The sequence below is a fragment of the Sphingomonas sp. 77B genome, assembly GCF_056497825.1.
In genome coordinates, this window is sequence record NZ_JBWMBY010000001.1 from 1685070 (window position 1) to 1711904 (window position 26835).

Sequence of the window (26835 nt, forward strand, 5' to 3'; positions counted from 1 at the left end):
AGACCGCCGGCACCGCACCCTGAAAAGGTTGCGGCAGGACGGAAATAAATCCGGTCCCGCCGCAGGCCTTTACCAGCGGTAGTGCGAGAAGGCGCGATTCGCTTCCGCCATGCGGTGCGTATCTTCGCGCTTCTTGACCGCGTTGCCGCGGTTGTTCGCAGCGTCCATCAGCTCACCCGACAGACGCGCGGCCATCGTGTTCTCCGAACGGGCGCGCGACGCGCCGATCAGCCAACGGATGGCCAGAGCCTGGGCACGCTCCGGACGGACTTCGACCGGAACCTGGTAGGTCGCACCGCCGACGCGGCGCGAACGGACTTCGATGCCCGGCTTGATGTTGTTCAGCGCATCGTGGAACACGCCGATCGGATCGCGCTTGGCGCGCGTCTCGACGGTTTCCAGAGCACCGTAAACGATGGCTTCGGCCACGGACTTCTTACCGTCCAGCATGACCGAATTCATGAACTTCGACAGGACCACATCTCCGAACTTGGGGTCCGGCAGGATTTCCCGCTTTTCGGGACGACGACGACGAGCCATTCTCGTATTTCCTTACAAAACTTCAGCCTTTGATGGTCGAGGAGCCTGCACGCAGGCCCGACCGGCTTACTTCGGACGCTTGGCGCCGTACTTCGAGCGGGACTGCTTGCGATCCTTCACGCCCTGCGTGTCGAGAACGCCGCGCAGAACGTGGTAGCGCACGCCGGGAAGGTCGCGCACACGGCCGCCGCGGATGAGCACCACCGAGTGCTCCTGCAGGTTATGGCCTTCGCCCGGGATGTACGAAATGACTTCGCGGCTGTTGGTCAGACGGACCTTGGCCACCTTGCGAAGTGCCGAGTTCGGCTTCTTCGGGGTCGTCGTGTAGACACGGGTGCAAACGCCGCGCTTCTGCGGGTTCTGCTCCATTGCAGGGACCTTGGACTTGGCCTTCTGCAGTTCGCGGCCCTTGCGGACCAGCTGGTTGATCGTCGGCATTGAAGCCTTCACCTTTCCATGAGGTTACTTTGCTGGAGCCATCACAGCACTTCGGAATACAAAAAGGGGCCTTTGCGCCTTGCGCCCGGCCCTATTCGCATCCAGCAATGTTCAAGCTTGCCCGACGGACATGTCCCGAATCCCGAGAAATCCCCTTCGTGCAGCGGCGGCCTATACGCGGGAGTCGCCGGGCGGTCAATGTCGGCGCGGGACGGCGGGCAGACGGGCTTTTTCCGAGGATCTGCTAAAATCGCAATTTTGGCCTTGTCCCGCCCCGCCAGCCGGGCTAATGGCGGCCGCCTCGCAGGAGTGTAGCTCAGTTGGTAGAGCATCGGTCTCCAAAACCGAGGGCCCACGGTTCGAGTCCGTGCACTCCTGCCACTTTTCCCTGACATCGCCGGACATGTGACACCGCCTTGGCGGCGAGCACTTGTGCTGCTTCGTTCCTCCCCTGCAAGGGGAGGGGGACCAGCGAAGCTGGTGGAGGGGTGTAGCCGGTTGCGACGACAGCCTAAGCTCTCTAGCCGCAACACCCCTCCGTCAGGCCTTTGGCCTGCCACCTCCCCTGCAAGGGGAGGAATAGGATCAGTCCACCGGGCGCGGTCCTATGCCGGGCGGAGTGGCGGGATCCACCTCGCCGATCTCGTCGCCGCGATGGCCGCCGCCGGCCCCTGCCCCGCTGCCATGAACCTCCCCCGTCTTCGGATCGACCGACGCGCGCTTGCCATTGTCGGCGGGCAGGCTGGTGTCCGCATTGCCGTCACCGGGCGCGGGCGCCTTTGGTGCGACCTGGCCGGACGGCAGGTCGCGTCCCATCGCGCGCTCGTCCGCACGGTCGTAGACTTCGCAGCTGTCGCCACGGTTGGAGGCGCGGGGATGGTCGGGGCGTGTTTCCTGATCGGACATGGGCTTCTCCTTCGATCAGGCTCAACGGCAATCGCCGGACGCCGTTCCCCCCATGCAAAAGGGGCGCCCACCACCAAGGTGGACGCCCCCTTCGTCAGGCCGAGGCCCGTGGATCAGCTGCGGAACAGCGAGTGCGGGTCGATCACGTCGTCGCCATGCCCATGGCCGATCGAATCGACATCGCGGCTGGCCTGTTCGCGCTCGGCGCGCAGCGAGGCGAGCAGCGCTTCGCGATCGCCCTCCAGACGGGTGTCGGTCGGCTGCGCCTCGGCATTGCCGCCGGTCGTCTTCGCCGCCTTCGCCACCGCCGAGTCCAGCTCGCGCTGGGTGGTCAGGCCCAGCGTCACCGGGTCCTTGGGCGTGATGTTGGCGATGTTCCAGTGGCTGCGGTCGCGGATCGCGGCGATCGTCGTGCGGGTCGTGCCGATCAGGTTGCTGATCGCGCCGTCCGAGATTTCCGGGTGGTTGCGGATGATCCAGGCGATGCCGTCCGGCTTGTCCTGCCGCTTGCTGACCGGCGTGTAGCGCGGACCCTTGGTGCGGCGGACCTGCTCGGGGCCCTTGGTCATCTTCATGCGGTAATCGGGATTGGCCTGCGCCTTTTCGATCTCGCTCTGGGTCAGCTCGTGCGCGCGGACGGGATCGCGGCCGGTCAGCTTGGTGGCGGCCGTGTCGTCGGCGATCGCCTGGACTTCGAGGATGTGGAGGCCGCAGAAATCCGCGATCTGCTCGAACGAGAGCGACGTGTTGTCGACCAGCCAGGAAGCGGTCGCATGGGGCATGAGCGGCTGGGCCACGGGGATCACTCCAGTCGGAAAATAAAAGGGCCGCCCCTCACCGGAGCGGCCGTAGCTGCGACAAATCTAATGAAAGCCGTTCCCGAGAGCAAGGTGCGCTGCCACAAACTGTCGGGACAGGGCGCGATAGACCCTGATCGCCCCTGCGTCCAGCCGCTCAGTTGTCGTCGTCGAAGCGTCCGAAGGGTAGCGATTGCGAAGCGAGTGCCCGTGTCCTGGTCAGGTCGCCGGTGCGCAACGCGGCCAGGACGGCGGTGCAGGCGTGTTGCAGGATGCGATCGATCGGCGTCACCGTCCCGGCGTGCACCGCCGCCTCCGCCAGCGCCCGTCCGCGCGGATCGCGCGGGTCCAGCTCCAGTCGGAGCAGCGCCGCCAGCCCCGGAAACAGCGCCCGGTCGCCGCCCAGCGCGATGGCCCGATCGAGCGAAGCGAAGCCGACGCCGCGCTGCGCCCCCAAGGCCGCGCGCCCGACGATCGCCCCCAGCTTCTTGACCGCCCCGATGTGCCAGGCCCCCAGCGCCAATTGCGCCTCGGCATCGCGGGGCTTCTGCGCAACCAGCGCCTCGAACTGACGGCGGGCCGCGATCGCATCGCTGCGGTTGCCGGTCAGCTTGGCGCGGTAGCCGAGCGCGGTGGCGCGCATCAGCAGCGCTTCATGGTCGTCGGGGGCACGCTTCAGGAGGTTGGTCGCCGACACATAGGCGGCCGAGACACGACGCAGCGCGGTCTCTTCGTCGGAATCGCCGAAAGACGCCTGGGTCAGCAGCTCGCGCGGCGACTCCGCCTGCACCGGCGCCGCCATCGCCCATCCGCTTGCCAGACCCACGCAGACCAGTCCGATCCGGCCTCCACCCTGCACCATCGCCACCCCCCATGGATTCGGCGTGGAAAAACGGCCGATCCGGTCGTTCGATCCGTTGCAATCTTTTGCAGCTGGATCAAGATCGGCGCTACCGCCGGTGCCGCAAAACGTGCCTCGGCCCGTTTCCGTACAGACCCTCAGTCGTCCGACCCGGCGCCCATGGTCAACACGATCTTGCCCATGTGGTCGCCGCCCTCCATCCGGCGATGCGCCTCGGCCGCCTCGGCCAGCGGGAAACTGCGGTCGATGACGGGGCGAAGCCGCCCCTCCTCGACATGTGGCCAGACCAGCTGCGACAGCTCGTCGGCGACCATCGCCTTGAACGCCCGGTCCCGGCCGCGCAGCGTCGAGCCGGTCAGGATCAGGCGGCGGCGCATGATCTCCCAGATCGGGATTTCCGCCTTCGCCCCGCGCTGCACGGCGATCGAGACATGGCGGCCGTCCTCGGCCAGGCACTGGATATTGCGCGGCAGGTAATCGCCGCCGACCATGTCGAGTACGATGTCGACGCCCTTGCCGTCGGTGAAATCCTTCACCGCCTCGACGAAATCGACCGTCTTGTAGTTGATCGCCTTGGCCGCGCCGAGCTTCTCGGCGGCCGCGCATTTCTCGTCCGAGCCCGCCGTGACGATCACGCTCAGCCCGAAGATACGCCCCAGCAGGATCGCCATGGTACCGATGCCGCTGGTCCCGCCATGCACCAGCAGGGTGTCGCCCTCATCGGCATAGGCGCGCTCGAACACGTTGGTCCACACGGTGAACAGCGTCTCGGGAATGGCCGCGGCCTGGACCATCGACAGGCCGTGCGGCACCGGCAGGCAATGCTCGGCGACCGCCAGGGCATATTCGGCATAGCCGCCGCCGCCGATCAGCGCGCAGACCGGCTGGCCCAGCATTTCCGGCCCCACCCCCTCGCCGACCGCGACGACATAGCCTGCGATCTCCAGCCCTGGAATGGAGGGCGCGCCCGGCGGCGGCGGATAGAGCCCCTGGCGCTGCATGACGTCGGGCCGGTTCACGCCCGCAGCGGCGACGCGGATCAGCACCTCGCCCGCGCCCGGTGTCGGCGTCGGGCGCTGGACGGGCACCAGCACCTCGGGACCGCCCGCATCCTCCGGATCGATGGCGGTCATCATTGTCGGGATATCGCCGATCCCCATCCCATCGCCAAACGCGTGCACCGGCTGCCATCCCCCATCGTCGGCTCTTGTGTCACCGTTATTGACATCGACGGCGTTGGGGTCAACGCTGCATCCCGTTATGGAACAGGACGATTCCCCTTTCCGCCTGCCCGACGCGCTCGCCGCGGTGACGAAGCAGGACCTTGATCCGCTCTCCGTGGCCGAGCTGGAGGCGCGGATCGCGACGCTGGAGGGCGAGATCGCGCGCACCCGACGCCACATGGAGCGCGCCGCCACCCACCGCGCCAGCGCCGACGCCCTGTTCAAGCGGTGACGACTGGCGCACCGGACGGGTTCAGCACCCTCCGCCGGTTCGCCCGCGCCGCCGCTTTCGTCGAACACGCACCGCCCGCCAGACACGCTGGGGCCCCCGAACACGGTTTGTTCAGACCCGCCGTGCCATACCCGCTTGATGCCGGGGCTCACCATCCCGACATTGGTCGCAACGGAGCGCCCGTCCCCTGCGCTTCGCCAGGAGTATCGTAGATGCCATCTTTCGCCCCCGCGCTTGAGACCACGCTTCACAAGGCGCTCGAAGCCGCGACCGTGCGGCGCCATGAATATGCCACGCTGGAGCACCTCCTCCTCGCGCTGATCGACGACGAACATGCCTCCAAGGTGATGGAAGCATGCCATGTCGACACGGGCGAGTTGAAGGCGACGGTCGCCCAGTATCTCGACACCGAACTCGACGCGCTGAAGGTCGAGGCGGCAACCGACCCCTCCCCGACCAGCGGGTTCCAGCGCGTGGTCCAGCGCGCGATCCTGCACGTCCAGTCCTCGGGCCGCGACGAAGTGACCGGCGCGAACGTGCTGGTCGCGCTGTTCTCCGAACGCGAATCCTATGCCGTCTATTTCCTGCAGCAGCAGGATATGAGCCGCCTGGATGCCGTCAGCTTCATCAGCCACGGCGTCGGCAAGGGTGGTGCGACGACCGAATCGACCCCGCCCAAGGGCGTCGAGGAAGAAAAGCCCGTCAAGGCGCCTGAGAAGGGCAAGGCCGAGAGCGCGCTCAAGCAGTTCACCGTCGACCTCAACGAAAAGGCCAAGATCGGCAAGGTCGATCCGCTGATCGGGCGCGGCCCCGAAGTGGACCGTACCGTCCAGATCCTGTGCCGCCGGTCGAAGAACAATCCGCTCTATGTCGGCGATCCCGGCGTCGGCAAGACCGCCATCGCCGAAGGCCTGGCACGCAAGATCGTCGAGGGCGACGTGCCCGAGGTGCTGCTGAACGCCGTCATCTACTCGCTCGACATGGGCGCGCTGCTCGCGGGTACCCGCTATCGCGGCGACTTCGAGGAGCGGCTGAAGGCGGTCGTCAACGAGCTGGAGAAGCTGCCCCACGCGGTCCTCTTCATCGACGAGATCCACACCGTCATCGGCGCGGGCGCGACCAGCGGCGGGGCGATGGATGCGTCGAACCTGCTCAAGCCCGCTTTGTCGGGCGGCACGATCCGCTGCATCGGCTCGACCACCTATAAGGAGTTCCGCAACCACTTTGAAAAGGACCGCGCCCTGCTGCGCCGGTTCCAGAAGATCGACGTGAACGAGCCGACGATCGAGGACACGATCAAGATCCTGGCGGGTCTGCGCTCGGCGTTCGAGGATCACCACCAGGTCAAGTACACACCCGATGCGATCAAGTCGGCGGTCGAGCTGTCGGCACGCTATATCAACGACCGCAAGCTGCCCGACAAGGCGATCGATGTGATCGACGAGGTCGGCGCGATGCAGATGCTGGTGCCGGTCAGCAAGCGCAAGAAGACGATCACGCCCAAGGAGATCGAGGCCGTGATCGCCACCATGGCGCGCATCCCGCCGAAAAGTGTGTCGACCGACGACCGCCAGCAGCTGGAAATGCTGGAGACCGACCTCAAGCGCGTGGTGTTCGGCCAGAATGCCGCGATTGAGAACCTGTCCTCGGCGATCAAGCTCAGCCGGGCGGGCCTGCGCGATCCCGACAAGCCGATCGGCAACTATCTGTTCACCGGCCCCACCGGCGTCGGCAAGACCGAGGTCGCACGCCAGCTGGCGACCATCCTGGGCATCCCGCTCCAGCGGTTCGACATGTCCGAATATATGGAGCGTCACTCGGTCAGCCGTCTGATCGGCGCCCCTCCCGGCTATGTCGGCTATGACCAGGGCGGTCTGCTCACGGACGCGGTCGATCAGAATCCGCATTCGGTGCTGCTGCTCGACGAGATCGAGAAGGCACATCCCGACCTGTTCAACATCCTGTTGCAGGTGATGGACAACGGCAAGCTGACCGATCACCACGGCAAGACGGTCGATTTCCGCAACACGATCATCATCATGACGACCAATGCGGGCGCCGCCGACATGGCGCGCGAGACGGTCGGCTTCGGCAATCTCACCCGCGAAGGCGAGGATGAGCAGGCCGTGCAGAAGATGTTCACGCCGGAATTCCGCAACCGCCTGGATGCGATCGTGCCCTTCGGCTATCTGCCGCCGGAAGTCGTGGCGCGGGTGGTGGACAAGTTCATCCTCCAGCTCGAACTCCAGCTGGCCGACCGTCACGTCCATATCAGCCTGGATGAGGCGGCGAAGAGCTGGCTCACCGAAAAAGGCTATGACCGCCTGTACGGTGCGCGCCCGATGGGCCGCCTGATCCAGGAGAAGATCAAGCAGCCGCTGGCCGAGGAACTGCTGTTCGGCAAGCTGGTCCATGGCGGCGAGGTGACGGTGAAAATGAAGGACGGCGCGCTGTCCTTCGCGATCGAACCCGCTGCGCCCAAGAAGCCGCGCAAGAAGGGCGGCAAGCCCGCCGCGGTCGACGCGAGCTGATCGATCGCACCGAAACGGTGACAATTCCAGAATGGGCCGGGTGGCGACACCCGGCCTTTTTTGCATGTACTGCCCAGGCCGGATTGCCATTCACGTCATTCCTCCCCTTGCAGGGAAGGAATATGCGGCATCTTGCCTGAATGGCGATCGGCCCTAGCTTGCCGCCGAGGCTCGATGATATGCACAACCTGTGTTATGTCGCCGTTAACCAGATTTTCGGCCTTCCGCGGACAGATGAGACGTATGAAGGGTGCTTGGCCGATCACAATAGGCGGGTTGCTGCTAGCGCTGCTGGCAGTCCTTTGGCCTTTGGCCCAAGCAACCGCCCAGGGTGGTGAGAGCCTGACCACCTGTATTCGCCCGATGCACGCAGGGGACAACAGCCGAACCCTGCTGACGCAAGCCGGCGACTTTGACTTTGATTGCACCCGTAACCAGTCTTCCTATGGCGTCGGCGATTTCTGGGTCTTGTCGCAGCCCTTGCCGGTGATCGCCGGTGACGTTCGCGACCGGCTGGCGGTCGGCTTCGCGAGCACCTGGCAGGATGCGACGGCACTGCACATCCTCTATGCCGACGGACAAATCCGCACCGTCGCCTTTACCAGCGCGACGACCGCCCCCTATCTACTGCTCGGCCCGACCATTGCCGTGCCACTGCCGCACGAAGAGACGCGGCCGGTGCGTATCCTGTGGGAGGCGCACGGCGCCGCCAATATGCGCGGGGTCGTGCGCGGCGCGCGGATCGGCCCTTATGCCGATATGCTGGCGGTCGAATCCTCGCTCGGGCTGACCTATGGCGTCATCCTGGGCGTGGTGGTCGGTCTGGCCGTGTATAATATTGCGCTGTGGCCCGCGCTACGCCAGCCACTCCAGCCGGTCTATTGCCTGCTGCTGTTCTTCATCACCGGCTATACCCTGTCGTCCTCGGGCCTGATCGGCCAGTGGCTGCCCTGGCTCGACAATAACGAGCGGCATCGGTGGAATGCGATCATGCTGGGCGGGGTCGCGATGACCCTGGTGATCTTTTCGCGCTATTTCTTCGAGCGGAAGGTGTTCGAGGGCTGGCTGGACCGGATGGCGGCGATCAGCTTCGTCCTGATCGCCATTCCCAATATCGCCTTCGCCCTGCTCGCCCCCCGCTGGATCATCGTGCTCGACCAGGCGGTGCTGTTGGGCTTCATGGTCCTGCTGATCTTCCTTATCGCGGTGCTGGTGCAGGCTTGGCGGCGGCGCAGCAATTTCCTCTGGGCCTTCGCTATCGCCTGGGGCACGCCGATCGGGCTGGCGATGTTCCGGGTGCTCCATGCGCTCCACCTCATCGAATGGCGCCCCTGGATCGACCAATCGACCGTGTTGTCGATGGGCGTCGAGGCGCTGGTCGCCAGCCTGGGCGTCGCTTATCGCATCTATCTGCTTAGCCGGGAGCGCGATCTGGCGCGCGCCGACGAGCGGGTGGCCCGCCGCCTGGCCGATACCGATCCGCTGACCGGGCTGTTCAACCGCCGCGCCTTTCTGGAACAGGCGATCGGGCGCAGCGGGCCGCAGACGCTGATCCTGGCGGATATCGACCATTTCAAACGCATCAACGACTTGCTGGGTCATGACGGCGGCGACGAGGTACTGCGTATCTTCGCCAACGCGCTGGGCGAGGCGGCCGGGATGGATATGCTGATCGCCCGGATCGGCGGCGAGGAATTCGCGCTGCTCGCCGATGCCGAACGCGCCCCCTCCCCCGAGGCGCTGCTCGCCCGGCTTCGCGCCATCCCCTATCCCTCGGGCCTGTCCGTCACCGCCAGTCTCGGGGTGTGCACCGGCCCGATCGCCGACGAATCGGATTGGCGCCTGTTGTACCGCGAGGCGGACCAGGCACTGTTCGCCGCCAAGGATGCCGGGAGAGACCGCGCCTGCCGGGGCGCCACCATCACCCCCGCCCCGCAGCCGAGCGGGCTCTTGCCCGTCCTGCGCCCGCACACTAGGATGCTGCGCAGGGGGTAGGGCTTTTGCGCGAACGACGGATCATGGCGGCTGGACTGGTGCTGGCGCTGATCGCGCTGGCGTATCGCCATCCGACCGCCGATATCCGCCTCATCACCCATGACCTGACCGACCGCTCGCCCCGCCGCGTGCAGGCGGCCGTCGATCTGGGTCTGTTCGGCGTCTCGTTTCTCTACACCTGGACCGTCAACCGGCTGAGATAGGTGCGAGCATCCTTGCGCCCGCCGGGCCGGTATCGCATAGCGGCGTCATGGATACGCCCATCGAAGAACTGACGTTCGAGGACGCCCTCAAGGAACTGGAGAGGATCGTCGGCCGACTGGAAAGCGGCGAAGCGACGCTCGACGAATCGATCCGCCTCTATGAGCGCGGCGATCGTCTGCGCCAGCGCTGCGCCGAACGGCTCGACGCCGCCCAGGCCCGGATCGAGGCGATCCGCCTGGATGCCGAGGGCAAGGCCGCGGGCACGCGCCCGTTTCAGGCGGGTTGAGGGTGACGCTCGCCGCCACCACCCTGACCGAGGCGCTGGCCGAAGTCGCCGAGGATATCGACGCCCGCTTTGCCGAGTTGCTCGCCGATCCGGGCGATCCGCGCGCCTCGCTCTATGCCGCGATGCGCCACGCCGCGATCGGCGGCGGCAAGCGGCTTCGCCCGCTGCTGGTGTTCGCCACCGCGCATCTGTTCGCGGTCGACCGCAACTGTGCGGGCTGGGTCGCCACCGCGCTGGAGGCGATTCACGTCTATTCGCTGATCCATGACGATCTGCCCGCGATGGACGACGACGATATGCGGCGCGGCAAGCCGACCGTGCACAAGGCGTTCGACGAGGCGACGGCGATCCTGGCGGGCGACTGCCTCCACGCGCTGGCCTTTGAGATTCTGGCCGATCCGGCGACCCATGCCGATCCCTTTGTCCGCTCCGAGCTGATCCTGGACCTCGCGCGCGCCTCCGGCCCCAGCGGCATGGCGGGCGGGCAGCAGATGGACCTGGAGGCCGAGCGGCAGGTGTTCGACCTCGCCACCGTCACCCGGCTTCAGCAGATGAAGACCGGCGCGCTGATCTGCGCGGCGGTCGAGGCGGGCGCGATCCTGGGTCGCGTTCCCCCCGAGGGCCGCACGCATCTGCGCGGCTATGCGCATGACCTGGGGCTGGCCTTCCAGATCGCCGACGACCTGCTCGACGCCGAGGGTGACGAGGCGACGGCGGGCAAGAAGCTGCGCAAGGATCAGGACGCGGGCAAGGCGACCTTCCTCAGCCTGCTGGGCGTCGAGCGCGCGCGTGAGCAGTGCCGCATGCTGGTCGCCCAGGCGATCGAGCATCTACGCGACTATGGCCCCGAGGCCGATCTGCTCCGCGCCATCGCTGCTTACGTCGTAGAGCGCGACCGATGACCCGGATCGGCGTCTATCCCGGCACCTTTGATCCGGTGACGCTGGGCCACATGGATATCATCCGGCGCGGCGCGAAGCTGGTCGACCGGCTGGTGATCGGCGTCACCACCAATCCGTCCAAGTCGCCGATGTTCACCCTGGACGAGCGGATGGAGATGGTCCGTCGCGAAGTGGCGGACGTCGCGGGTGAGATTCACGTCGTCGCCTTCGATTCGCTGCTGATGGATTTCGCCGAGCGCGAGGGCGCCAAGGTCATCGTCCGGGGCCTGCGCGCCGTCGCCGACTTCGAATATGAATATCAGATGGCGGGCATGAACCAGCAGATCAATCCGCGGGTTGAGACCGTCTTCCTGATGGCCGACGTCGCGCTGCAACCCATCGCCAGCCGGTTGGTGAAGGAAATCGCGATGTACGGCGGCAGCATCGCCAAGTTCGTGACGCCTGCGGTCTGCGAGGACGTCGTCGCCCGCGTCGAGAAGATCGGCCGCAAGGGCAGCTGACCCTATTCCTCCCCTGCAAGGGGAGGGGGACCAGCGAAGCTGGTGGAGGGGTATCACCACTTGCGAGGCCGGTCTTTCCTCTCCAAGCGGGACACCCCTCCGTCAGGCCTCTGGCCTGCCACCTCCTCTTGCAAGGGAGGAAAATGCTCCCACCCGACACCCAACTCAGGTTCAGATTGGCGCAAGGGGCGATTTGCTCTACAGCCTCCCCATTCCTTCCCTTGTCGTAGAGATATGATGCGCGTTCTCGCCGCTCTTGCCATGATGATGGCCAGCCTGGTCGCCGTTCCGGCACAGGCGCAGAAACAGTCCCAGGTCGAACCCAAGTTCAGCACCCCCGCCAAGGCCGCGCAGGTCCTCGAGGCCAATATCGCCGACCGGCTGCCCCCGCCGCCCGTCACCGACAAGGAGAATCTCTGGCTGCTCGACCTGTCGACCGGCGGCCGGGTGACGATCTGGCTGCGCCCCGACGTCGCGCCGAAGATGGTCGAGCGGATCAAGGTCCTGACGCGCCGCCATTTCTATGACGGTCTGACCTTCCACCGCGTGATCGACGGCTTCATGGCGCAGGGCGGCGATCCCAAGGGCGACGGCACCGGCGGTTCGGACCTGCCCAACGTGCCCGCCGAGTTCAACTATCTGCCGCATGTGCGCGGATCGGTGGCGGCCGCGCGCGCCGACGACCCCAACAGCGCCAACAGCCAGTTCTACATCGTCTTCCAGCCGCGCTTCGCGCTCGACAAGAAGTACACGGTGTTCGGCCGGGTGATCGACGGCATGCAATATGTCGATGCGATCGAGCGCGGCGAGCCGCCCGCCAACCCCAGCAGGATCGTCCATGCCTATGTCGCGGCGGACAATCCCCCGGCCTATGTGCCGATGGCGCCTGCTCCCACTCCCGCCCTGGGTGCGCCGGTGACGCTGCCGGGTGCGGCGACCAAGCCTGTGACCATCACACCGGCGCGCCGTGCCGCCCCCAAACCGGCTCCGGCCAAGAAGGCGGCCGTGGCGACCAAGTGAACGTCGACCTTTTCGATTTCACCCTGCCGCCTGAGCGGATCGCGCTCTACCCGGCATCCCCGCGCGATTCGGCGCGCATGCTGGTCCTGGAAGGCCCCGCCACCCGCGACCAGCGGGTGAGCGACCTGCCCGCCGCCTTGCGCGCAGGCGACCTGCTGGTGTTCAACGACACCCGCGTCATCCCCGCCCAGCTGGAAGGCGTGCGGGGAGAGGCGCGGATCGGCGCGACGCTCCACAAGCGGGAGGGTGCGCGCCGCTGGCGCGCCTTCATCCGCAACGCCAAGCGGCTGCGCGACGGCGACGTGATCGACTTCGGCGCGGGTGTCAGCGCCACGGCACGCGACCGGGCCGAGGATGGCAGCTTCGCGCTCGACTTCGCAGGCGACGAGCCGGTCGAGCTGCTGCTGGAGCGGGCGGGCACCATGCCCCTGCCCCCCTATATCGCGCAGAAGCGCGGCGTGACCGAGCAGGACGCCGACGATTATCAGACGATGTTCGCCAACGAGCCCGGCGCGGTCGCCGCGCCGACGGCGGCGCTGCACTTCACGCCCGGCCTGCTTGAATCGCTGGCGGCGGCGGGGATCGAGCATGCGACGCTGACTCTCCATGTCGGCGCGGGCACCTTCCTGCCGGTCAAGGCCGAGGATACCGTCGACCACAAGATGCACGCCGAATGGGGCCGCATCGATGCTGCCACCGCCGATCGGCTGAACGCCGTCAAGGCGCGAGGCGGCCGGGTCATCGCGGTCGGCACCACCTCGCTGCGCCTGATCGAGAGTGCGGCGGGCGAAGATGGCGTGATCCGTCCGTTCGAGGGCGACACCGCGATCTTCATCACGCCGGGCTATCGCTTTCGCGGTATCGACGGACTGATGACCAATTTCCACCTGCCGCGCTCGACCCTGTTCATGCTGGTGTCTGCGCTGATGGGGCTGGATCGGATGCAGGCGGCCTATGCCCATGCGATCGGACACGACTACCGCTTCTATTCCTATGGCGACGCGTCGCTGCTGCTGCCGGAACGCAGCGCATGATGCTGCTCGCGCTGATCCTGATGCAGGCGGCGCAACCGCCTGCACAGGAGCCGGACAACACCGTCGTCGTCACGGCCCGACCCAAGCCTTTCGCCCAGACGCCCGCGACCATGGTGGTCGAGCCGGTGGCGATGATGATCGCGACGCTCGACAGCGATGGCGACGGCAAGACGTCCCGCGCCGAGATGGAGGCGGGAATCAAGCGCAGCTATGACGCGATCGACACCACGCATCAGGGATCGATCGGCTATCTCCAGTTCGCCGATTGGGCCGAGCGCTGGCTGGGTGATCGCAACGCGCTGCCCAGCCCGTTCGATGTCGACAAGAACAGCGACAATCGCATCACCCTGGCCGAGTTACAGGCGCATTTCTCGCGCCTGTTCTCACGCTTCGACCGGGATCAGGACGGCGCGATCAGTCGTGCCGAGGCGCTGACCATCCGTACCACCCCCGTCGACGCCAACGGCCCGACCGGCCCGCTTCGGCCCCGAGACAGAAAATGACCGCCCGCTTCTCTTTTGCCATCCACGCCACCGACGGCCGCGCCCGCACCGGCACCATCACCATGAAGCGGGGCGAGATCCGCACGCCCGCCTTCATGCCCGTCGGCACCGCCGCCACCGTCAAGGCGATGAAGCCGGGCGACGTGCGCGCGAGCGGCGCGGACATCATCCTGGGCAACACCTATCACCTGATGCTGCGCCCCGGTGCCGAGCGGGTCGCCCGTCTGGGCGGACTGCATAATTTCATGGGCTGGGACCGGCCGATCCTGACCGACTCGGGCGGCTATCAGGTGATGAGCCTGGCCGAACTGACCAAGCGGTCGGAGGATGGCGTCGCGTTCAAGAGCCACTTGGACGGCACCCGCCACCTGCTCAGCCCCGAACGCTCGATCGAGATTCAGCGGCTGCTCGGCTCCAACATCGTCATGGCGTTCGACGAGCTGGTTCCGACCACCTCGACCCGCGAAGTGCAGGCCAGCGCCATGGAACGCTCGATGCGCTGGGCCAAGCGCAGCCGCGATGCCTTTGACGCGGGCGGCCAGCATGCCGAGGACAATGCGATCTTCGGCATCCAGCAGGGCGCGCTGGACGAGGGGTTCCGCAAGGCGTCGGCGGACGCGCTGATCGACATCGGGTTCGACGGTTACGCGATCGGCGGCCTCGCGGTCGGCGAGGGGCAGGAGGCGATGTTCGGCTGTCTCGACTTCGCACCGGGCCAGTTGCCGGTGGAAAAGCCGCGCTATCTGATGGGCGTGGGCAAGCCGACCGATATCGTCGGCGCGGTCGAGCGCGGGGTCGACATGTTCGACTGCGTGCTGCCGACCCGCTCGGGCCGCACGGGGCAGGCCTTTACGCGCCAGGGCCCGATCAACATCCGCAATGCGCGCTTCGCCGAGGATCAGGGGCCGCTCGATCCCGCTTGTGGCTGCCCGGTCTGTTCGACCTGGAGTCGCGCCTATCTCCATCATCTGGTCCGCGCGGGCGAAATCCTGGGCGCGATGCTGATGACTGAGCATAATATCTGGTTCTACCAGCAGATGATGGCCGATCTGCGCGCCGCAATTTCCGAAGGACGACTGACGGCCTTTGCGGACGACTTCCGGGCGCGCTACGCTGGCGGCCAATGATTTCGGGCCAGTAGGAGAGTAACATGACCGATCATATCGAAGACGCCCCCAACGAGATCCTCGCCGCCGCCAAGGAGGCCAAGGACCACGCCGTCGCCGCCGCCGAGGCGACCGCCACATCGATCAAGGACAAGACGCGTAACTGGCCGATGGGCAAGATCGGTCTGGGCGTCGGCATCGGTTCGGCCGCGATCGCGGCGGCCGTGCTGTACGGCACGCGCAACAAGTCCAAGTAATCCGCAAACGATAAAGAGGGTTTTCATGCGCCTTTTCCGTGCCGCGCTCCTGCTCGGCGTCGCCGCCCTTCCCACCTTGGCCGGGGCGCAGAGTGCTCCGCCGCAAACGGCCGCGGGAGCACGCACGGAAAGCGTGAAGCCGATCGACTTCACCACGCGCACCCTGCCCAACGGCCTGCGCGTCTATGCCATTCGCGACACGACGACGCCCAACGTCTCGGTCCAGGTCTGGTATGACGTCGGGTCGAAGGACGATCCCAAGGGCCGCTCGGGCTTTGCGCACATGTTCGAGCATCTGATGTTCAAGGCGAAGAGGAACCTCGTCCCCGAACAGATGGATCGCCTGACCGAGGATGTCGGCGGCTATAACAACGCCTCCACCGCCGACGATTACACCAATTATTTCGAGGTGGTGCCCGCCAACCACCTGCAACGCCTGCTGTTCGCGGAAGCCGACCGCATGGCCTCGCTGGTCGTCGAGCCCAAGAGCTTTGCCAGCGAGCGCGACGTGGTGAAGGAGGAACTGCGTCAGCGCACCCTCGCCCAGCCCTATGGCAAGCTGTTCTCCATCTATTACCCCAAGCTCGCCTATTCGGTGCACCCCTATGCGCGTCCCGGCATCGGCAGCCTGGAGGAGCTGGAATCGGCGGGCATCGACGATGTCCGCGCCTTCCACGCCACCTATTACCGCCCCGACAATGCGGTGCTGGTCGTCTCGGGCAATTTCGACCCCGCGCAGCTGAACCGCTGGGTCGATGATTATTTCGCGAAGATCAAGCGCCCGACCACCGCGATCCCGCGCGTCACCGTGCAGGAGCCGCCGCGCACCCAAGCCGTGGCACGAACCGCGTACGACGCCAACGTACCGCTTCCGGCTGTCCTCATCAGCTATCACATCCCGCCCGAGCGCAGCGCCGACACCCCTGCGCTGATGGTGCTGAACGCGATCCTGTCGGCGGGTGAAAGCTCGCGGCTGTACGAGGACCTGGTCTATCGCGACCAGCTGGCGCAGTCGGCCTCGACCTTCCTCGATACCAAGCAGTCGACCGGCAACATCGTGCTGTATGCGATGATGGCGAGCGGCAAGCCGGTGGCCGAGGGAGAAACCGCGCTGAAGCGGGAAGTGGCGCGCCTGCGCGACACCCCCGTCTCCGCCGCCGAACTGGCCGAAGCGAAGAACGAGCTGCTCACCGCCGCGCTCAAGCAGCGCGAGACGGCGGAGGGCAAGGCCAGCCTGATCGCGAACAGCGTGATCGTCGACGGCGATCCCAGGGCCGCCGACCGTCAGATCACCGCCGTGCAGAAGGTGACCGCCGCCGATATCCAGCGGGTCGCGCGCGACTATCTGAAGGACAGCCAGAGCGCGACCATCCGCTATCTGCCCGACAGCCAGCGGCCCGCCAATGTGCGTGAAATGCCGATCGAGATCGCGCCGACCGTCCAGACGGCGGCGCTGACCCCGCCTGCCCAGATCGACGTGGTGACGCCCGCCCCCGAAGGCCAGCGCATCCTGCCCCCGCCGCCGGGTGCGGCGATCGCGCCGACCTTGCCGCAACCCGTCGCGACCACGCTGCCCAACGGCCTGCGCGTCGTGACGGTCGAGCGGCACGACCTGCCGCTCGTAACCGCCTCGCTGGTGGCGCTGGGCGGTGCGGCGACCGATCCGGTGGGCAAGGCGGGCGCGAGCAGCCTGTCGGCCGACCTGATGACCAAGGGCACGACGACCCGCTCGGCCACCGAGATCGCGCGTGCGGTCGAAAGCCTGGGCGGATCGATCTCGGCCGGTGCCTCGGACGATGGCGCGACCATCGACCTGACCGTGCCGTCGGCCCAGCTGGGCACCGCGATGACCATCCTGGCCGATGTCGCGACCCACCCGGCCTTCAAGCCAGAGGAGATCGATCGCGCCCGGACCCAGTCGATCGACAGCCTGAACGTGGCGATGCAGAACCCCGCGCAGCTGTCGGCCATGGTCGCCGACCGCGTCGTCTATGGCGCGCGCGCCTATGGCCAGCCGCTGTCGGGTACCCCCGCCTCGCTGAAGACGCTGACCCGCGCCGACCTGACCGCCGCCTATGGCCGCAGCTGGAAGCCCGGTCAGGCGACGCTGCTGCTGGTCGGCGACGTGACGCCCGGCCAAGCGAAACAGATCGCCGAGCGTTATCTGGGCAACTGGCGGGTCGCCGGAGCCGCCGCGACCACGGCCAAGGCCCCGGAACCCGCGTTCCCCGCACCGCGCGTAATCGTCGTCGACATGCCCGATGCCGGACAGGCGGGCGTGGTCGTCGCGCGCTCGGGCATCCGCCGCGCCGACGACCGCTATTATCCGCTGGCGGTCGCCAACACCGTGCTGGGCGGCGGCTTCTCGTCGCGGCTGAACCAGGAAATCCGCATCAAGCGCGGCCTGGCTTACGGCGCGGGCAGCGCGGTGGCGACGGGCCGTGACATCGGCATCATCTCGGCACGTACCCAGACCAAGAACCCCTCGGCCGCCGAAGTGGTCGGGCTGATCGATGCCGAGATGCGCAAGCTGGGCACCGCGCCCGTGCCGCAAAGCGAATTGGCGACCCGGCAGGCCGTGCTGGTCGGCAATTTCGGCCGGACGATCGAGACGACGGACGGCATCGCCAGCATCCTGGCAAGCTATACGCTGCAGGGTGTGCCGCTGGAGGAGCTGAGCCGCTATATCCCGCGCGTCCAGGCGGTGGACCCGGCGGCGGTGGAATCGGTCTCTGCCACGCTGCTCGATCCGAAGGCGGCGAGCATCATCGTGGTCGGCGACTCCAAGCAGTTCCTGCCCGCGTTGCGTCAGGCCCATCCCGAGGTCGAAGTCATTCCGGCCGCCTCGGTCAACCTCGACACGCCCAAATTGCGCTGACCTCAAATCCCCCCCCAGGCCGTGTCTGGGGGGACCATCCGAAAAGTGGTGGAGGGGCAGGACCGCCGTTACGCGAAATTCTTAACCCTCTCCGGTATATTCGCGAACGGCTAGGACTGGAGGACTCCCCACATTGCGGGTGGCGAAGCGGACGGTAAGGCGGATGATACAGGTCTGGCTGGCGCTACTCGGCCTGATGCTGACGTTCGGCCTGATGCTGGCCGCGCAAGGGGCCTGGCGGGCGAAGCGGCCGGTGGTGGCCGCGACGCCGTCGCAGGCACGGCCCACGACCGCGTCTCTCCCCATTGCCGACATGCTGCCCGCCGTCGATGGCAGTACGGGGACGGTCGCCCTACCGGACCTGCCGATCCCGCCGGGGGCAAACATCGCCGATCGCGGCGTAGTGGCCGCCCGGCCCTTTGCCTGGGGGCGGGCAAGCGCGATCGATCGTGCCCGCGCCATGCAGTGCCTGACCGCTGCCATCTATTACGAAGCGGGCGGCGAAAGCATCGACGGCCAGCGCGCGGTGGCGCAGGTCGTGCTCAACCGCGCGCGGCATCCGGCCTTTCCGGCCACCGTGTGCGGCGTCGTCTATCAGGGGGTTGAGCGCGGGCATTGCCAGTTCAGCTTCGCATGCGACGGCGCATTGTCGCGCACGCCCGCGATCGCGGGCTGGTCGCGCGCGGCGCAGGTCGCGGCGGCGGCGCTGTCCGGCGGCGTCTATGCGCCGGTCGGATTGGCGACGCATTACCACACCTTCGCCGTCGCTCCCGCCTGGAACCGCGCCATGGTGATGACCGACATGGTCGGCGCCCATCTGTTCCACCGCTGGAAGGGCTATTGGGGCACCGCCGCCGCGATGAACCGGGTCTATGCGGGGGGCGAGGTGCTGCCCGTGCTGGCCCCCGCTCCGGTCGCCGAAACGGCAAGCGGCGAGGACCTGCCCCCCGCCCCGGCCAGTCTACCCGCGCCGCCGCTGCCCGGCGCAACGCCCGCGCCGGTGCGCCCGGTCCATCCACAGGAAATGCCGACCCCCGCTCCGCCACGCGATACGGGGATCAGCGACCGGCTGGCCACGTCGGGCCAGATACTCGACAAATGGAAGGATAGCGGTCGCCCGATCGAGCGGCCCGACGCGCCGCGCCCGAATGGCTCGGGCGCGACGGCCGTCACCGATCAGCGGCGATAATTGCGGTCGTGCTTTTCGAAGCGGACCTGACGGCTCAGCACGGCATAGCGACGGTCCAGGTCACGGCGCTCCGACATGCTCAGCCCACCACCCGAGCGGCGATAGCGATATTCGAGCTGGTTCAAGCCGCGCAGTTCCGACTGGAGCCGTACCGCCTCGCGCCGGTTGAGCGCACCCGAGCGAACGCCCTGGTCGATCCGCTGCTGCAGCTGCCCTTGGCGCTGCGCGATCGGAGTCCAGCGCTGCGCCTCGGCAACGGTCGGAACGGCGATGGTGGCGAAACCCAAGCCTGCAAGGATCATGGCCTTCATGATGACACTCCCTTAATAAAGCGGGCGAATACTGGCCCGATCCGCAATATGGGTGGTGGCAATCGCAAAGCTATCCCAATGACTTAGCTAATGTGTCGCCAATTGTCGCAGAAAATGAAATCATGTTCATGTGGGGTTTATCCTGCCCCGACATGACGAGGCCGACCCTTTCCTTACAAGAGGAGAGGATCGGCCCGATCAGCTGTAAAACTCAAACGCCGCGATCAACGGCAGCGGACATTGTCCCGCTCGATCGCACGACCGGCCAGTGCACCGCCCGCGGCACCAAGCAGCGTGCCCAACGTCTGCGATCCGCCCGAAGTGATCGCCGCGCCCAACGCACCGCCCGCAATGCCGCCAACGATCAGGCCGGTGGTGCCGTCGTTGCGGCGGCAATAATAGCGGCCGTCCTGCCCGACATAGACGCGGTCGTTCCGGCCCAGCCGCCGCTCACGATAGCGGGCATTGTCGACATAATAGCGGTCGGCATAATAGCCGCCATAAGCAGGATCGGGACGGTTATAGTCATAGGCATAGCGCGGGCCGCCATAACCGCCACCCAAGCCGCCATACGTCGAACAACCGGAAACCAGCGTCGCCGCCGCCACCAGGCCGAGTGTCAATGCACGCATCACATCCTCCCTCATGGGTAATGTGGGAGAAGCGCTTTGCGGCTTCAAAGGTTGCGATAGGTTAAGTGCGTTTTGTGCGTTGAGGCAGCGCTCGCTGGCCCATGGCCAATCATGGGGTGTGCACTTCGACGTCGCTCAGTGCGAACGGAGAGCAGGATTGTTTGGCAACCTATACTACCCATTTGCGACAGGCCGTTGGCCGATCCCCCGCCCCGTTCGACCTGAGCGACGTCGAAGGCCACGGGACGCGGCGCTCCCCGACACTTGGAGAGGGCAGCGCATGGCGCCGATGGAGGGGCATCCCTGTCGGAAAGCCCCCTCCACCATGCTGCGCTGGTCCCCCTCCCCGAGCCGGGGAGGAGCGCTACTCCGCCGCCTGCGCCTGCCCCTTGTCGAGCAGCGGCTTCAGATAATTGCCGGTAAAGCTGCGCGGTTCGGCCGCGACCACCTCCGGCGTGCCGACCGCGACGATCTCACCGCCCTTGACGCCGCCTTCGGGGCCCAGATCGACGATCCAGTCGGCGGTCTTGATGACGTCGAGATTATGCTCGATCACCACCACCGTATTGCCCTGTTCGACCAACGCATGCAGCACTTCGAGCAGCTTGCGGACGTCCTCGAAATGCAGGCCGGTGGTCGGTTCGTCGAGGATGTAGAGCGTGTTGCCGGTCGCGCGGCGCGACAATTCCTTGGCCAGCTTCACCCGCTGCGCCTCGCCGCCCGACAGGGTCGTCGCCTGCTGGCCGACCTTGACGTAGCCTAGGCCCACTTCGACCAGCATCGCCATCTTGTCGCGGATCGGCGGCACTGCCTGGAAAAACTCGGCGGCATCCTCGACGGTCATGTCGAGCACATCGGCGATCGAGTGGCCCTTGAACTTCACCTCCAGCGTCTCGCGATTATAGCGCGCGCCGTGGCAGACGTCGCAGGTCACATAGACGTCCGGCAGGAAGTGCATCTCGATCTTGAGCACGCCGTCGCCCTGACACGCCTCGCACCGCCCGCCCTTGACGTTGAACGAGAAACGGCCGGGCTTGTACCCCCGCGCCTGCGCCTCGGGCAGCCCCGCGAACCAGTCGCGAATCTGGGTGAAAGCGCCGGTATAGGTCGCCGGGTTCGAGCGTGGGGTGCGGCCGATTGGCGACTGGTCGATGTCGATCACCTTGTCGAGATGGTCGAGCCCGGTGATCTTCTCATGCTTGCCCGCCAGGATGCGCGCGCCGTTCAGCGAGCGCGCGGCGGCGGCATAGAGGGTGTCGATGGTGAAGCTCGACTTGCCCGATCCCGACACGCCGGTGATGCAGGTGAAGGTGCCGAGCGGAATGCTCGCGGTCACGCCCTGCAGATTGTTGGCGGTCGCCTTGTGCACGGTCAGCTTCTTGCCAGACCCCTTGCGGCGCTTCGCGGGCACGGCGACCTCACGCGTGCCGTTGAGGTAATCGGCGGTGACGCTGGTCTTGGACTTGAGCAGCTGCTTCAGCGTCCCGTGCGCGACGATCTGGCCACCATGCACGCCCGCCCCCGGCCCCATGTCGATGACATAATCGGCGGTGCGGATCGCATCCTCGTCATGCTCGACGACCAGCACCGTGTTGCCGAGGTCGCGCAACCGCCGCAGCGTCGCGAGCAGCATGTCGTTGTCGCGCTGGTGAAGCCCGATCGACGGCTCGTCGAGCACATAGAGCACACCCGAAAGGCCCGAGCCGATCTGCGACGCGAGGCGAATCCGCTGGCTCTCGCCACCCGACAGCGTGCCGCTGGTCCGGTCGAGATTGAGGTAATCGAGGCCGACATTGTTGAGGAAGCCTAGCCGCTCGACGATCTCCTTGAGGATCGGCTGCGCGATGGCGCGCTGCTGGTCGGTCAGATGTTCGGGAAGCCCGGTGAAGAAGGCCAGCGCATCGACCACCGACAGATGCGTGGCGTAGCTGATGTCCTGCATGGCGATCTTCACCGCCAGCGCCTCAGGCTTCAACCGCGCGCCGTGGCAGACTTCGCAGGGCTGCGACGACTGGTAGTTAGCCAGTTCCTCGCGCATCCAAGCGCTCTCGGTCTGGAGCATCCGGCGGTTGAGATTGCCGATCACGCCCTCGAACGGCTTTTTCACGTCGTAGGACTTCTTGCCGTCGACAAAGGTCAGCGTGACCGCCTTGCCCTTGGTGCCATGCAGGATCGCGTCGCGGACCTTGTCCTCCAAATCCTTCCACGGCGTCTCCAGTGAGAAGCCGAACTCGCGCGCCAGGCTGCCTAGCACCTGCATATAATAGGGGCTGGGCGGGTTGGACTTGGCCCATGGCACGACCGCGCCCTTCTTGATCGACAGCTCGTGATTGGGAACGACCAGATCCTCGTCGAAGATCAGCTTCTCGCCCAGACCGTCACAGGCCGGGCACGCCCCCTGCGGCGCGTTGAACGAGAAGAGGCGCGGTTCGATCTCGGAGATGGTGAAGCCGGAGATCGGGCAGGCGAACTTTTCCGAAAACACGATGCGGCCATCGGGCGCATTGTTGCCCAGCACGGCCGATTTGGGCGTGGCAGGCTCGACCGGATCGGCCGGGTCGACATAGGCCAGGCCATCGGCCAGCTTCAGCGCGGTCTCGAAACTGTCGGCTAGACGCGTCGCGATATCCTCGCGCACGACCAGACGGTCGACCACCACTTCGATGTCATGCTTGAACTTCTTGTCGAGCGCGGGGGCCTCGTCGATCTCGTAGAGCTGGCCGTCGATGCGGACGCGGGTGAAGCCCGCCTTCTGCCACTCGGCCATTTCCTTGCGATATTCGCCCTTGCGGCCACGCACGACGGGGGCGAGCAGGTACAGGCGCGTACCCTCGGGCAGCGTCATCACCCGGTCGACCATCTGGCTGACCGTCTGCGCCGCGATTGGCTCGCCGGTGGCCGGGCTGTAGGGAATGCCGACCCGCGCCCAGAGCAGGCGCATATAGTCGTAGATTTCGGTGACGGTCGCCACGGTCGAGCGAGGATTGCGGCTGGTCGTCTTCTGCTCGATCGAGATGGCGGGCGACAGCCCCTCGATATGGTCGACGTCCGGCTTCTGCATCATCTCCAGGAACTGGCGCGCATAGGCCGACAGCGACTCGACGTAACGCCGCTGCCCCTCGGCATAGATGGTGTCGAAGGCGAGGCTGGACTTGCCCGACCCCGACAGGCCGGTGATGACCGTCAGCGTGTCACGGGGAATGTCGATATCGACATCCTTGAGATTATGCTCGCGCGCGCCGCGGACGGAAATCTTGGTCAGCATGAGGCAGGTTCTACTTCTGTTCCGGGAGGAAGGCCAGAGGCGAGATAGGGAGCGAAGGCGACGGTTTCGAGAGGGCCGGGCTTGCGGGAACGCGGAAGTCCGGCGCATGATCCCTTTCGATCGCCGTTCGAGGGGGAGTAGTTTCCAACGTGTCCAAGACCTTGCACCTGACCGCCCTGCTGTTGCTGGCCAGCACCACCGCCACGCCCGCCTTCGCGCAAAAGGCCGAGAAGACCGAGACCAAGACGACTACTGAGACGAAGGACGACGACAGCAAGCGTCCGCCGCTGCCCGCCGATAAGACGATCAGCCAGTCGGCGCGGATCGGCGGCCGGATCGTCAACTACAAGGCGACCGTGGGCAAGATCGCAGTGCGCGACGACAAGGGCAAGGAGATCGGGCAGGTCGTCTACACCGCCTATACCGTGCCCGGCGGCGATGTGCGGCGGCCGGTCACCTTCGCGTTCAACGGCGGGCCGGGCGCGGCCTCGGTCTATCTGAACATGGGCGCGGTCGGCCCCAAGCGCGTGCCCTTCGGCGCGCAGGGCGATGCGCCGTCCGACGCGCCGGTGACGACCGACAATCCCAATAGCTGGCTGGACTTCACCGACCTGGTCTTCATCGACCCCATCGGCACCGGCTTCAGCCGCAGCCTGGTCGACGAGGGCGAGACGAAGAAGGCCTTTTACGCCAACGACCCGGACATCAAATATCTGTCCAAGGTCGTCTATGACTGGCTGGTCAAGGAAGGGCGGCTGCGCTCGCCCAAGTACATCATGGGTGAAAGCTATGGCGGCTATCGCGCGCCGCGCATCGCCTATGAGCTTCAGTCGCAGATCGGCGTCGGGGTGAACGGGCTGGTGATGGTGTCGCCCTATCTCGACCCGGCCTCGGGCGACGACGCCACCGCGCTGTCGCCCCTGCCGTGGATGATCGACCTGCCCTCGATGGCCGCCGCGCAGCTGGAGCGGCAGGGCAAGCTGACCCCGGACGCGATGGCGGGGGTCGAGGCCTATGCGCGCGGCGATTACCTGCGCGACCTGATGCGCGGGCGGTCGGATACCCAGGCCGTCGACCGGATGGTGACGCGCGTGACCGAGTTGACCGGGCTCGACCCGGCGCTGGTCCGTCGGTTGGGCGGGCGGATCGACACGCGGACGTACCTGCGTGAGATTCACCGCAACGATTCGACGATCGGCAGCATCTACGACTCGAACGTTACCGCTTTCGACCCCTTCCCCTGGTCGTCGCAGCAGCGCTCCAACGACCCGCTGCTCGACTCGCTGATCGCGCCGACGACCAGCGCGATGGTCGATTTCGTGACGCGCGAGGTGGGGTGGAAGACCGACGCTCGCTATCATGCGCTGTCCTATGAGGTGAACAGCGCCTGGGATCGTGGCAAGCCCGACGACACCCCCGTCACCGACCTGCGCAAGGCGATCGCCAACGATCCGAAGATGAAGGTGATGATCGTCCATGGCTGGGACGACCTGTCCTGCCCGTATTTTGCGTCGCGGCTGATCGTCGACCAGATGCCGAGCTATGGCGTGGCGCAGCGGGTGCATCTGAACGTCTATCCGGGCGGGCACATGTTCTATAGCCGCACCGACAGCGGCGCGGCGTTTCGGCGCGATGCAATGGCGATGTACGGGGGGTAACCATATCCCACAGCCGTTCAGGCTGAGCGAAGTCGAAGTGCAAGCCCAGCCCTGTGCACTGGGCGACGTTCTCCCTTGGCCTTCGACTTCGCTCAGGCTGAACGGGGGTTGGCGTGTGGATTACCCTCGGCTCCCCCGCTCCGTTCGGGCTGAGCGCAGGCGAAGCCCATGCCCCGTCTGGCGCCTCACGCCAACCCGCGCTAACACGCCAACCGTATACGAAACGGAGCGAGTGACATGGCGGGAATGATCGGCGGATCGACGGCGGAGCGCGAACTGGCGAGCTTGTCGCCTTGGGCGAACTCCGCGCCGGTCATCACCGCACAGGAACGCGCGCAGCGGCTGACCCGCGCCCGCGAGTTGATGGGCCAGATGGGCGCCGACGCGCTGCTGATCGGTACGGGGGCCAGCTTGCGCTATTTTACTGGCGTCGCCTGGGGCGCGACCGAGCGGCTGGTGGCGATGCTGCTGCCGATCGCGGGCGAGCCGGTGTTCATCTGCCCCGGCTTCGAACTGGGCTCGTTCGAGGCGAGCCTGTCGATCCCCGCCCCCGACATCCGCCTGTGGGAAGAGGATGAAAGCCCTTCCGCGCTGGTCGCCGACGCGCTGAAGGCGGCGGGGGCGAGGACGCTCGCGATCGACCCTGCCATGGCGTTCCAGTTCGTCGAGCGTATCCGCGCCGCCGCGCCGGGCGTGTCGCTGGTCGATGGCGGGCCGGTCGTCGATGGCTGCCGCCAGATCAAGTCGCCCGCTGAGATCGCGCTGATCCAGCAGGCGATGGACATCACGCTGGAGGTGCATCGTCGCGCCGCCCGCATCCTGCACGAAGGCATTCGCGCGTCCGAAGTGATCCGCTTCATCGACGCCGCCCACCGCGCGCTGGGCGCGTCGACCGGCAATACTTTCTGCGCGGTGCAGTTCGGCCGCTCGACCGCCTTCCCGCATGGCCTGCCGCAGGATGACGTGCTCCGCGACGGGGACCTGGTGCTGGTCGACACCGGCACGCTGATCGACGGCTATCACAGCGACATCACCCGCACCTATGCGTTCGGCGAGGTCGGCGATGAAGTCCGCCGCATCTGGGACATCGAAAAGGAAGCGCAGGCCGCCGCCTTCGCCGCCGTCCGGCCGGGCGAGCCGTGCGAAGCCGTAGACTACGCCGCCCGCGCGGTGCTGGAGCGCGCCGGGCTAGGCCCCGACTACCGCCTGCCCGGCCTGCCGCACCGCACCGGCCACGGTATCGGCCTGTCGATCCACGAGCCCGCCTATCTGGTGCGCAGCGACAAGACGCCGTTGACGCCGGGCATGTGCTTTTCCAACGAGCCGATGATCGTCGTGCCCGACCGCTTCGGCGTGCGGCTGGAGGATCATTTTTACGTCACCGAGACGGGCGCGGCCTGGTTCACCGAGCCGCAGCCCGCCATCGACGATCTGGGCTGAAGGATCGCCTCGGCTGAAGCCGGGGCTGGTTCACGCGAAGCCGCGAAGAAGAAGAGGTTCGCGCGGAGACACGGAGACGCGGAGGGTTGGGACTCGCCGCGCCAGCGGCCCTGCCATCTCGACCTG

At 66.6% G+C, this 26835-nt stretch carries 25 protein-coding genes and 1 tRNA gene; 17 read left to right on the top strand and 9 right to left on the bottom strand.

Annotation, left to right across the window (positions count from 1 at the left end; all coding sequences use genetic code 11):
• Window positions 1–69: 69 nt before the first annotated feature.
• Window positions 70–540: a 30S ribosomal protein S7 gene (gene rpsG, locus AC1GI4_RS07890; protein WP_007406077.1), complete on the bottom strand. Its 471-nt coding sequence runs from the start codon at window positions 538–540 to the stop codon at window positions 70–72.
• A gap of 66 nt (window positions 541–606) precedes the next feature.
• Window positions 607–978, bottom strand: coding sequence for a 30S ribosomal protein S12 (rpsL, locus tag AC1GI4_RS07895; protein WP_007406072.1), 372 nt, complete (start codon window positions 976–978; stop codon window positions 607–609).
• Between the two features lie 305 nt (window positions 979–1283).
• On the opposite strand from rpsL, the gene AC1GI4_RS07900 reads away from it, so the two are divergent.
• Window positions 1284–1359 (top strand) — tRNA-Trp (locus AC1GI4_RS07900).
• A 204-nt stretch (window positions 1360–1563) separates the two neighbouring features.
• Here AC1GI4_RS07900 and AC1GI4_RS07905 read toward each other — a convergent pair.
• From AC1GI4_RS07905 to AC1GI4_RS07920, 4 genes are all read right to left on the bottom strand, one after another.
• Window positions 1564–1884 (bottom strand): hypothetical protein, encoded by a 321-nt coding sequence (locus AC1GI4_RS07905; protein ID WP_479629145.1) that lies wholly within the window; start codon window positions 1882–1884, stop codon window positions 1564–1566.
• 113 nt (window positions 1885–1997) lie between these two features.
• Window positions 1998–2681 carry a DUF1013 domain-containing protein gene (locus tag AC1GI4_RS07910; protein WP_433909785.1) on the bottom strand — a complete coding sequence of 228 codons (684 nt, stop codon included), beginning with the start codon at window positions 2679–2681 and terminating at the stop codon, window positions 1998–2000.
• A 157-nt stretch (window positions 2682–2838) separates the two neighbouring features.
• Window positions 2839–3543 (bottom strand): hypothetical protein, encoded by a 705-nt coding sequence (locus tag AC1GI4_RS07915; RefSeq protein ID WP_479629146.1) that lies wholly within the window; start codon window positions 3541–3543, stop codon window positions 2839–2841.
• A 137-nt stretch (window positions 3544–3680) separates the two neighbouring features.
• A complete protein-coding gene (locus AC1GI4_RS07920; protein ID WP_479629147.1) occupies window positions 3681–4679 on the bottom strand; it encodes an NAD(P)H-quinone oxidoreductase in 999 nt (332 codons plus the stop codon).
• A 124-nt stretch (window positions 4680–4803) separates the two neighbouring features.
• On the opposite strand from AC1GI4_RS07920, the gene AC1GI4_RS07925 reads away from it, so the two are divergent.
• The 14 genes from AC1GI4_RS07925 to AC1GI4_RS07990 all read left to right on the top strand — a co-directional run bounded on the left by AC1GI4_RS07925 (window position 4804) and on the right by AC1GI4_RS07990 (window position 19403).
• Window positions 4804–4998 carry a DUF1192 domain-containing protein gene (locus AC1GI4_RS07925; RefSeq protein WP_479629148.1) on the top strand — a complete coding sequence of 65 codons (195 nt, stop codon included), beginning with the start codon at window positions 4804–4806 and terminating at the stop codon, window positions 4996–4998.
• A 212-nt stretch (window positions 4999–5210) separates the two neighbouring features.
• Window positions 5211–7529, top strand: coding sequence for an ATP-dependent Clp protease ATP-binding subunit ClpA (gene clpA, locus AC1GI4_RS07930; RefSeq protein WP_479629149.1), 2319 nt, complete (start codon window positions 5211–5213; stop codon window positions 7527–7529).
• Between the two features lie 309 nt (window positions 7530–7838).
• Entirely contained in the window at window positions 7839–9524 is a 1686-nt protein-coding gene (locus AC1GI4_RS07935) for a sensor domain-containing diguanylate cyclase (RefSeq protein WP_479629150.1), read from the top strand.
• Window positions 9525–9547: 23 nt separating this feature from the next.
• Window positions 9548–9727 carry a hypothetical protein gene (locus tag AC1GI4_RS07940; RefSeq protein WP_294270018.1) on the top strand — a complete coding sequence of 60 codons (180 nt, stop codon included), beginning with the start codon at window positions 9548–9550 and terminating at the stop codon, window positions 9725–9727.
• Window positions 9728–9774: 47 nt separating this feature from the next.
• Window positions 9775–10014: an exodeoxyribonuclease VII small subunit gene (locus tag AC1GI4_RS07945; RefSeq protein WP_007406073.1), complete on the top strand. Its 240-nt coding sequence runs from the start codon at window positions 9775–9777 to the stop codon at window positions 10012–10014.
• A gap of 2 nt (window positions 10015–10016) precedes the next feature.
• Entirely contained in the window at window positions 10017–10916 is a 900-nt protein-coding gene (locus AC1GI4_RS07950; RefSeq protein ID WP_294270020.1) for a polyprenyl synthetase family protein, read from the top strand.
• The gene (coaD, locus tag AC1GI4_RS07955; RefSeq protein WP_294270023.1) at window positions 10913–11416 is read left to right on the top strand and encodes a pantetheine-phosphate adenylyltransferase; all 504 of its coding nucleotides are present in this window, start codon (window positions 10913–10915) and stop codon (window positions 11414–11416) included. Before AC1GI4_RS07950 ends, coaD begins: the two co-directional genes overlap by 4 nt.
• 237 nt (window positions 11417–11653) lie before the next feature.
• Window positions 11654–12436: a peptidylprolyl isomerase gene (locus AC1GI4_RS07960; protein WP_479630376.1), complete on the top strand. Its 783-nt coding sequence runs from the start codon at window positions 11654–11656 to the stop codon at window positions 12434–12436.
• On the top strand, window positions 12433–13470 hold the full coding sequence (queA, locus tag AC1GI4_RS07965; RefSeq protein ID WP_479629151.1) for a tRNA preQ1(34) S-adenosylmethionine ribosyltransferase-isomerase QueA: 1038 nt from the start codon (window positions 12433–12435) through the stop codon (window positions 13468–13470). The genes AC1GI4_RS07960 and queA overlap by 4 nt, the downstream gene beginning before the upstream one ends.
• Window positions 13470–13973 (top strand): EF-hand domain-containing protein, encoded by a 504-nt coding sequence (locus AC1GI4_RS07970; RefSeq protein ID WP_433911407.1) that lies wholly within the window; start codon window positions 13470–13472, stop codon window positions 13971–13973. The genes queA and AC1GI4_RS07970 overlap by 1 nt, the downstream gene beginning before the upstream one ends.
• The gene (gene tgt, locus AC1GI4_RS07975; RefSeq protein ID WP_479629152.1) at window positions 13970–15100 is read left to right on the top strand and encodes a tRNA guanosine(34) transglycosylase Tgt; all 1131 of its coding nucleotides are present in this window, start codon (window positions 13970–13972) and stop codon (window positions 15098–15100) included. Before AC1GI4_RS07970 ends, tgt begins: the two co-directional genes overlap by 4 nt.
• A gap of 23 nt (window positions 15101–15123) precedes the next feature.
• Window positions 15124–15336 carry a hypothetical protein gene (locus AC1GI4_RS07980; protein ID WP_294275419.1) on the top strand — a complete coding sequence of 71 codons (213 nt, stop codon included), beginning with the start codon at window positions 15124–15126 and terminating at the stop codon, window positions 15334–15336.
• Window positions 15337–15361: 25 nt separating this feature from the next.
• A complete protein-coding gene (locus tag AC1GI4_RS07985) occupies window positions 15362–18214 on the top strand; it encodes a M16 family metallopeptidase (protein ID WP_479629153.1) in 2853 nt (950 codons plus the stop codon).
• Window positions 18215–18377: 163 nt separating this feature from the next.
• Window positions 18378–19403: a cell wall hydrolase gene (locus AC1GI4_RS07990; protein WP_479629154.1), complete on the top strand. Its 1026-nt coding sequence runs from the start codon at window positions 18378–18380 to the stop codon at window positions 19401–19403.
• Here AC1GI4_RS07990 and AC1GI4_RS07995 read toward each other — a convergent pair.
• The 3 genes from AC1GI4_RS07995 to uvrA all read right to left on the bottom strand — a co-directional run bounded on the left by AC1GI4_RS07995 (window position 19391) and on the right by uvrA (window position 23611).
• The gene (locus AC1GI4_RS07995; RefSeq protein ID WP_294275422.1) at window positions 19391–19714 is read right to left on the bottom strand and encodes a hypothetical protein; all 324 of its coding nucleotides are present in this window, start codon (window positions 19712–19714) and stop codon (window positions 19391–19393) included. The two genes, AC1GI4_RS07990 and AC1GI4_RS07995, sit on opposite strands and share 13 nt — an antisense overlap.
• A 224-nt stretch (window positions 19715–19938) precedes the next feature.
• Window positions 19939–20346, bottom strand: a complete 408-nt coding sequence (locus AC1GI4_RS08000) for a glycine zipper 2TM domain-containing protein (RefSeq protein WP_294275423.1) — start codon at window positions 20344–20346, stop codon at window positions 19939–19941.
• Window positions 20347–20710: 364 nt separating this feature from the next.
• Entirely contained in the window at window positions 20711–23611 is a 2901-nt protein-coding gene (gene uvrA / locus AC1GI4_RS08005) for an excinuclease ABC subunit UvrA (RefSeq protein WP_479629156.1), read from the bottom strand.
• 149 nt (window positions 23612–23760) lie between these two features.
• Between uvrA and AC1GI4_RS08010 the strand changes: the two genes are divergently transcribed.
• Together AC1GI4_RS08010 and AC1GI4_RS08015 are read left to right on the top strand one after the other, a co-directional pair.
• Window positions 23761–25269, top strand: a complete 1509-nt coding sequence (locus AC1GI4_RS08010) for a S10 family peptidase (RefSeq protein ID WP_479629157.1) — start codon at window positions 23761–23763, stop codon at window positions 25267–25269.
• 237 nt (window positions 25270–25506) lie between these two features.
• A complete protein-coding gene (locus AC1GI4_RS08015) occupies window positions 25507–26709 on the top strand; it encodes a M24 family metallopeptidase (RefSeq protein WP_479629158.1) in 1203 nt (400 codons plus the stop codon).
• Window positions 26710–26835 lie beyond the last annotated feature (126 nt).

Excerpts from the sequence above, each read along its gene's own strand:
- AC1GI4_RS08015 (WP_479629158.1), top strand. The coding sequence starts at position 25,507 with ATGGCGGGAATGATCGGCGGATCGACGGCGGAGCGCGAACTGGCGAGC.
- AC1GI4_RS07915 (WP_479629146.1), bottom strand. The coding sequence starts at position 3,543 with ATGGTGCAGGGTGGAGGCCGGATCGGACTGGTCTGCGTGGGTCTGGCA.
- AC1GI4_RS07970 (WP_433911407.1), top strand. The coding sequence starts at position 13,470 with ATGCTGCTCGCGCTGATCCTGATGCAGGCGGCGCAACCGCCTGCACAG.
- AC1GI4_RS07990 (WP_479629154.1), top strand. The coding sequence starts at position 18,378 with ATGATACAGGTCTGGCTGGCGCTACTCGGCCTGATGCTGACGTTCGGC.
- AC1GI4_RS07925 (WP_479629148.1), top strand. The coding sequence starts at position 4,804 with ATGGAACAGGACGATTCCCCTTTCCGCCTGCCCGACGCGCTCGCCGCG.
- AC1GI4_RS07960 (WP_479630376.1), top strand. The coding sequence starts at position 11,654 with ATGCGCGTTCTCGCCGCTCTTGCCATGATGATGGCCAGCCTGGTCGCC.
- AC1GI4_RS07945 (WP_007406073.1), top strand. The coding sequence starts at position 9,775 with ATGGATACGCCCATCGAAGAACTGACGTTCGAGGACGCCCTCAAGGAA.
- tgt (WP_479629152.1), top strand. The coding sequence starts at position 13,970 with ATGACCGCCCGCTTCTCTTTTGCCATCCACGCCACCGACGGCCGCGCC.
- AC1GI4_RS07980 (WP_294275419.1), top strand. The coding sequence starts at position 15,124 with ATGACCGATCATATCGAAGACGCCCCCAACGAGATCCTCGCCGCCGCC.
- clpA (WP_479629149.1), top strand. The coding sequence starts at position 5,211 with ATGCCATCTTTCGCCCCCGCGCTTGAGACCACGCTTCACAAGGCGCTC.
- uvrA (WP_479629156.1), bottom strand. The coding sequence starts at position 23,611 with ATGCTGACCAAGATTTCCGTCCGCGGCGCGCGCGAGCATAATCTCAAG.
- rpsG (WP_007406077.1), bottom strand. The coding sequence starts at position 540 with ATGGCTCGTCGTCGTCGTCCCGAAAAGCGGGAAATCCTGCCGGACCCC.
- coaD (WP_294270023.1), top strand. The coding sequence starts at position 10,913 with ATGACCCGGATCGGCGTCTATCCCGGCACCTTTGATCCGGTGACGCTG.
- AC1GI4_RS07995 (WP_294275422.1), bottom strand. The coding sequence starts at position 19,714 with ATGAAGGCCATGATCCTTGCAGGCTTGGGTTTCGCCACCATCGCCGTT.
- AC1GI4_RS07920 (WP_479629147.1), bottom strand. The coding sequence starts at position 4,679 with ATGATGACCGCCATCGATCCGGAGGATGCGGGCGGTCCCGAGGTGCTG.
- AC1GI4_RS07905 (WP_479629145.1), bottom strand. The coding sequence starts at position 1,884 with ATGTCCGATCAGGAAACACGCCCCGACCATCCCCGCGCCTCCAACCGT.
- AC1GI4_RS08000 (WP_294275423.1), bottom strand. The coding sequence starts at position 20,346 with ATGCGTGCATTGACACTCGGCCTGGTGGCGGCGGCGACGCTGGTTTCC.
- AC1GI4_RS07940 (WP_294270018.1), top strand. The coding sequence starts at position 9,548 with ATGGCGGCTGGACTGGTGCTGGCGCTGATCGCGCTGGCGTATCGCCAT.
- AC1GI4_RS07985 (WP_479629153.1), top strand. The coding sequence starts at position 15,362 with ATGCGCCTTTTCCGTGCCGCGCTCCTGCTCGGCGTCGCCGCCCTTCCC.
- rpsL (WP_007406072.1), bottom strand. The coding sequence starts at position 978 with ATGCCGACGATCAACCAGCTGGTCCGCAAGGGCCGCGAACTGCAGAAG.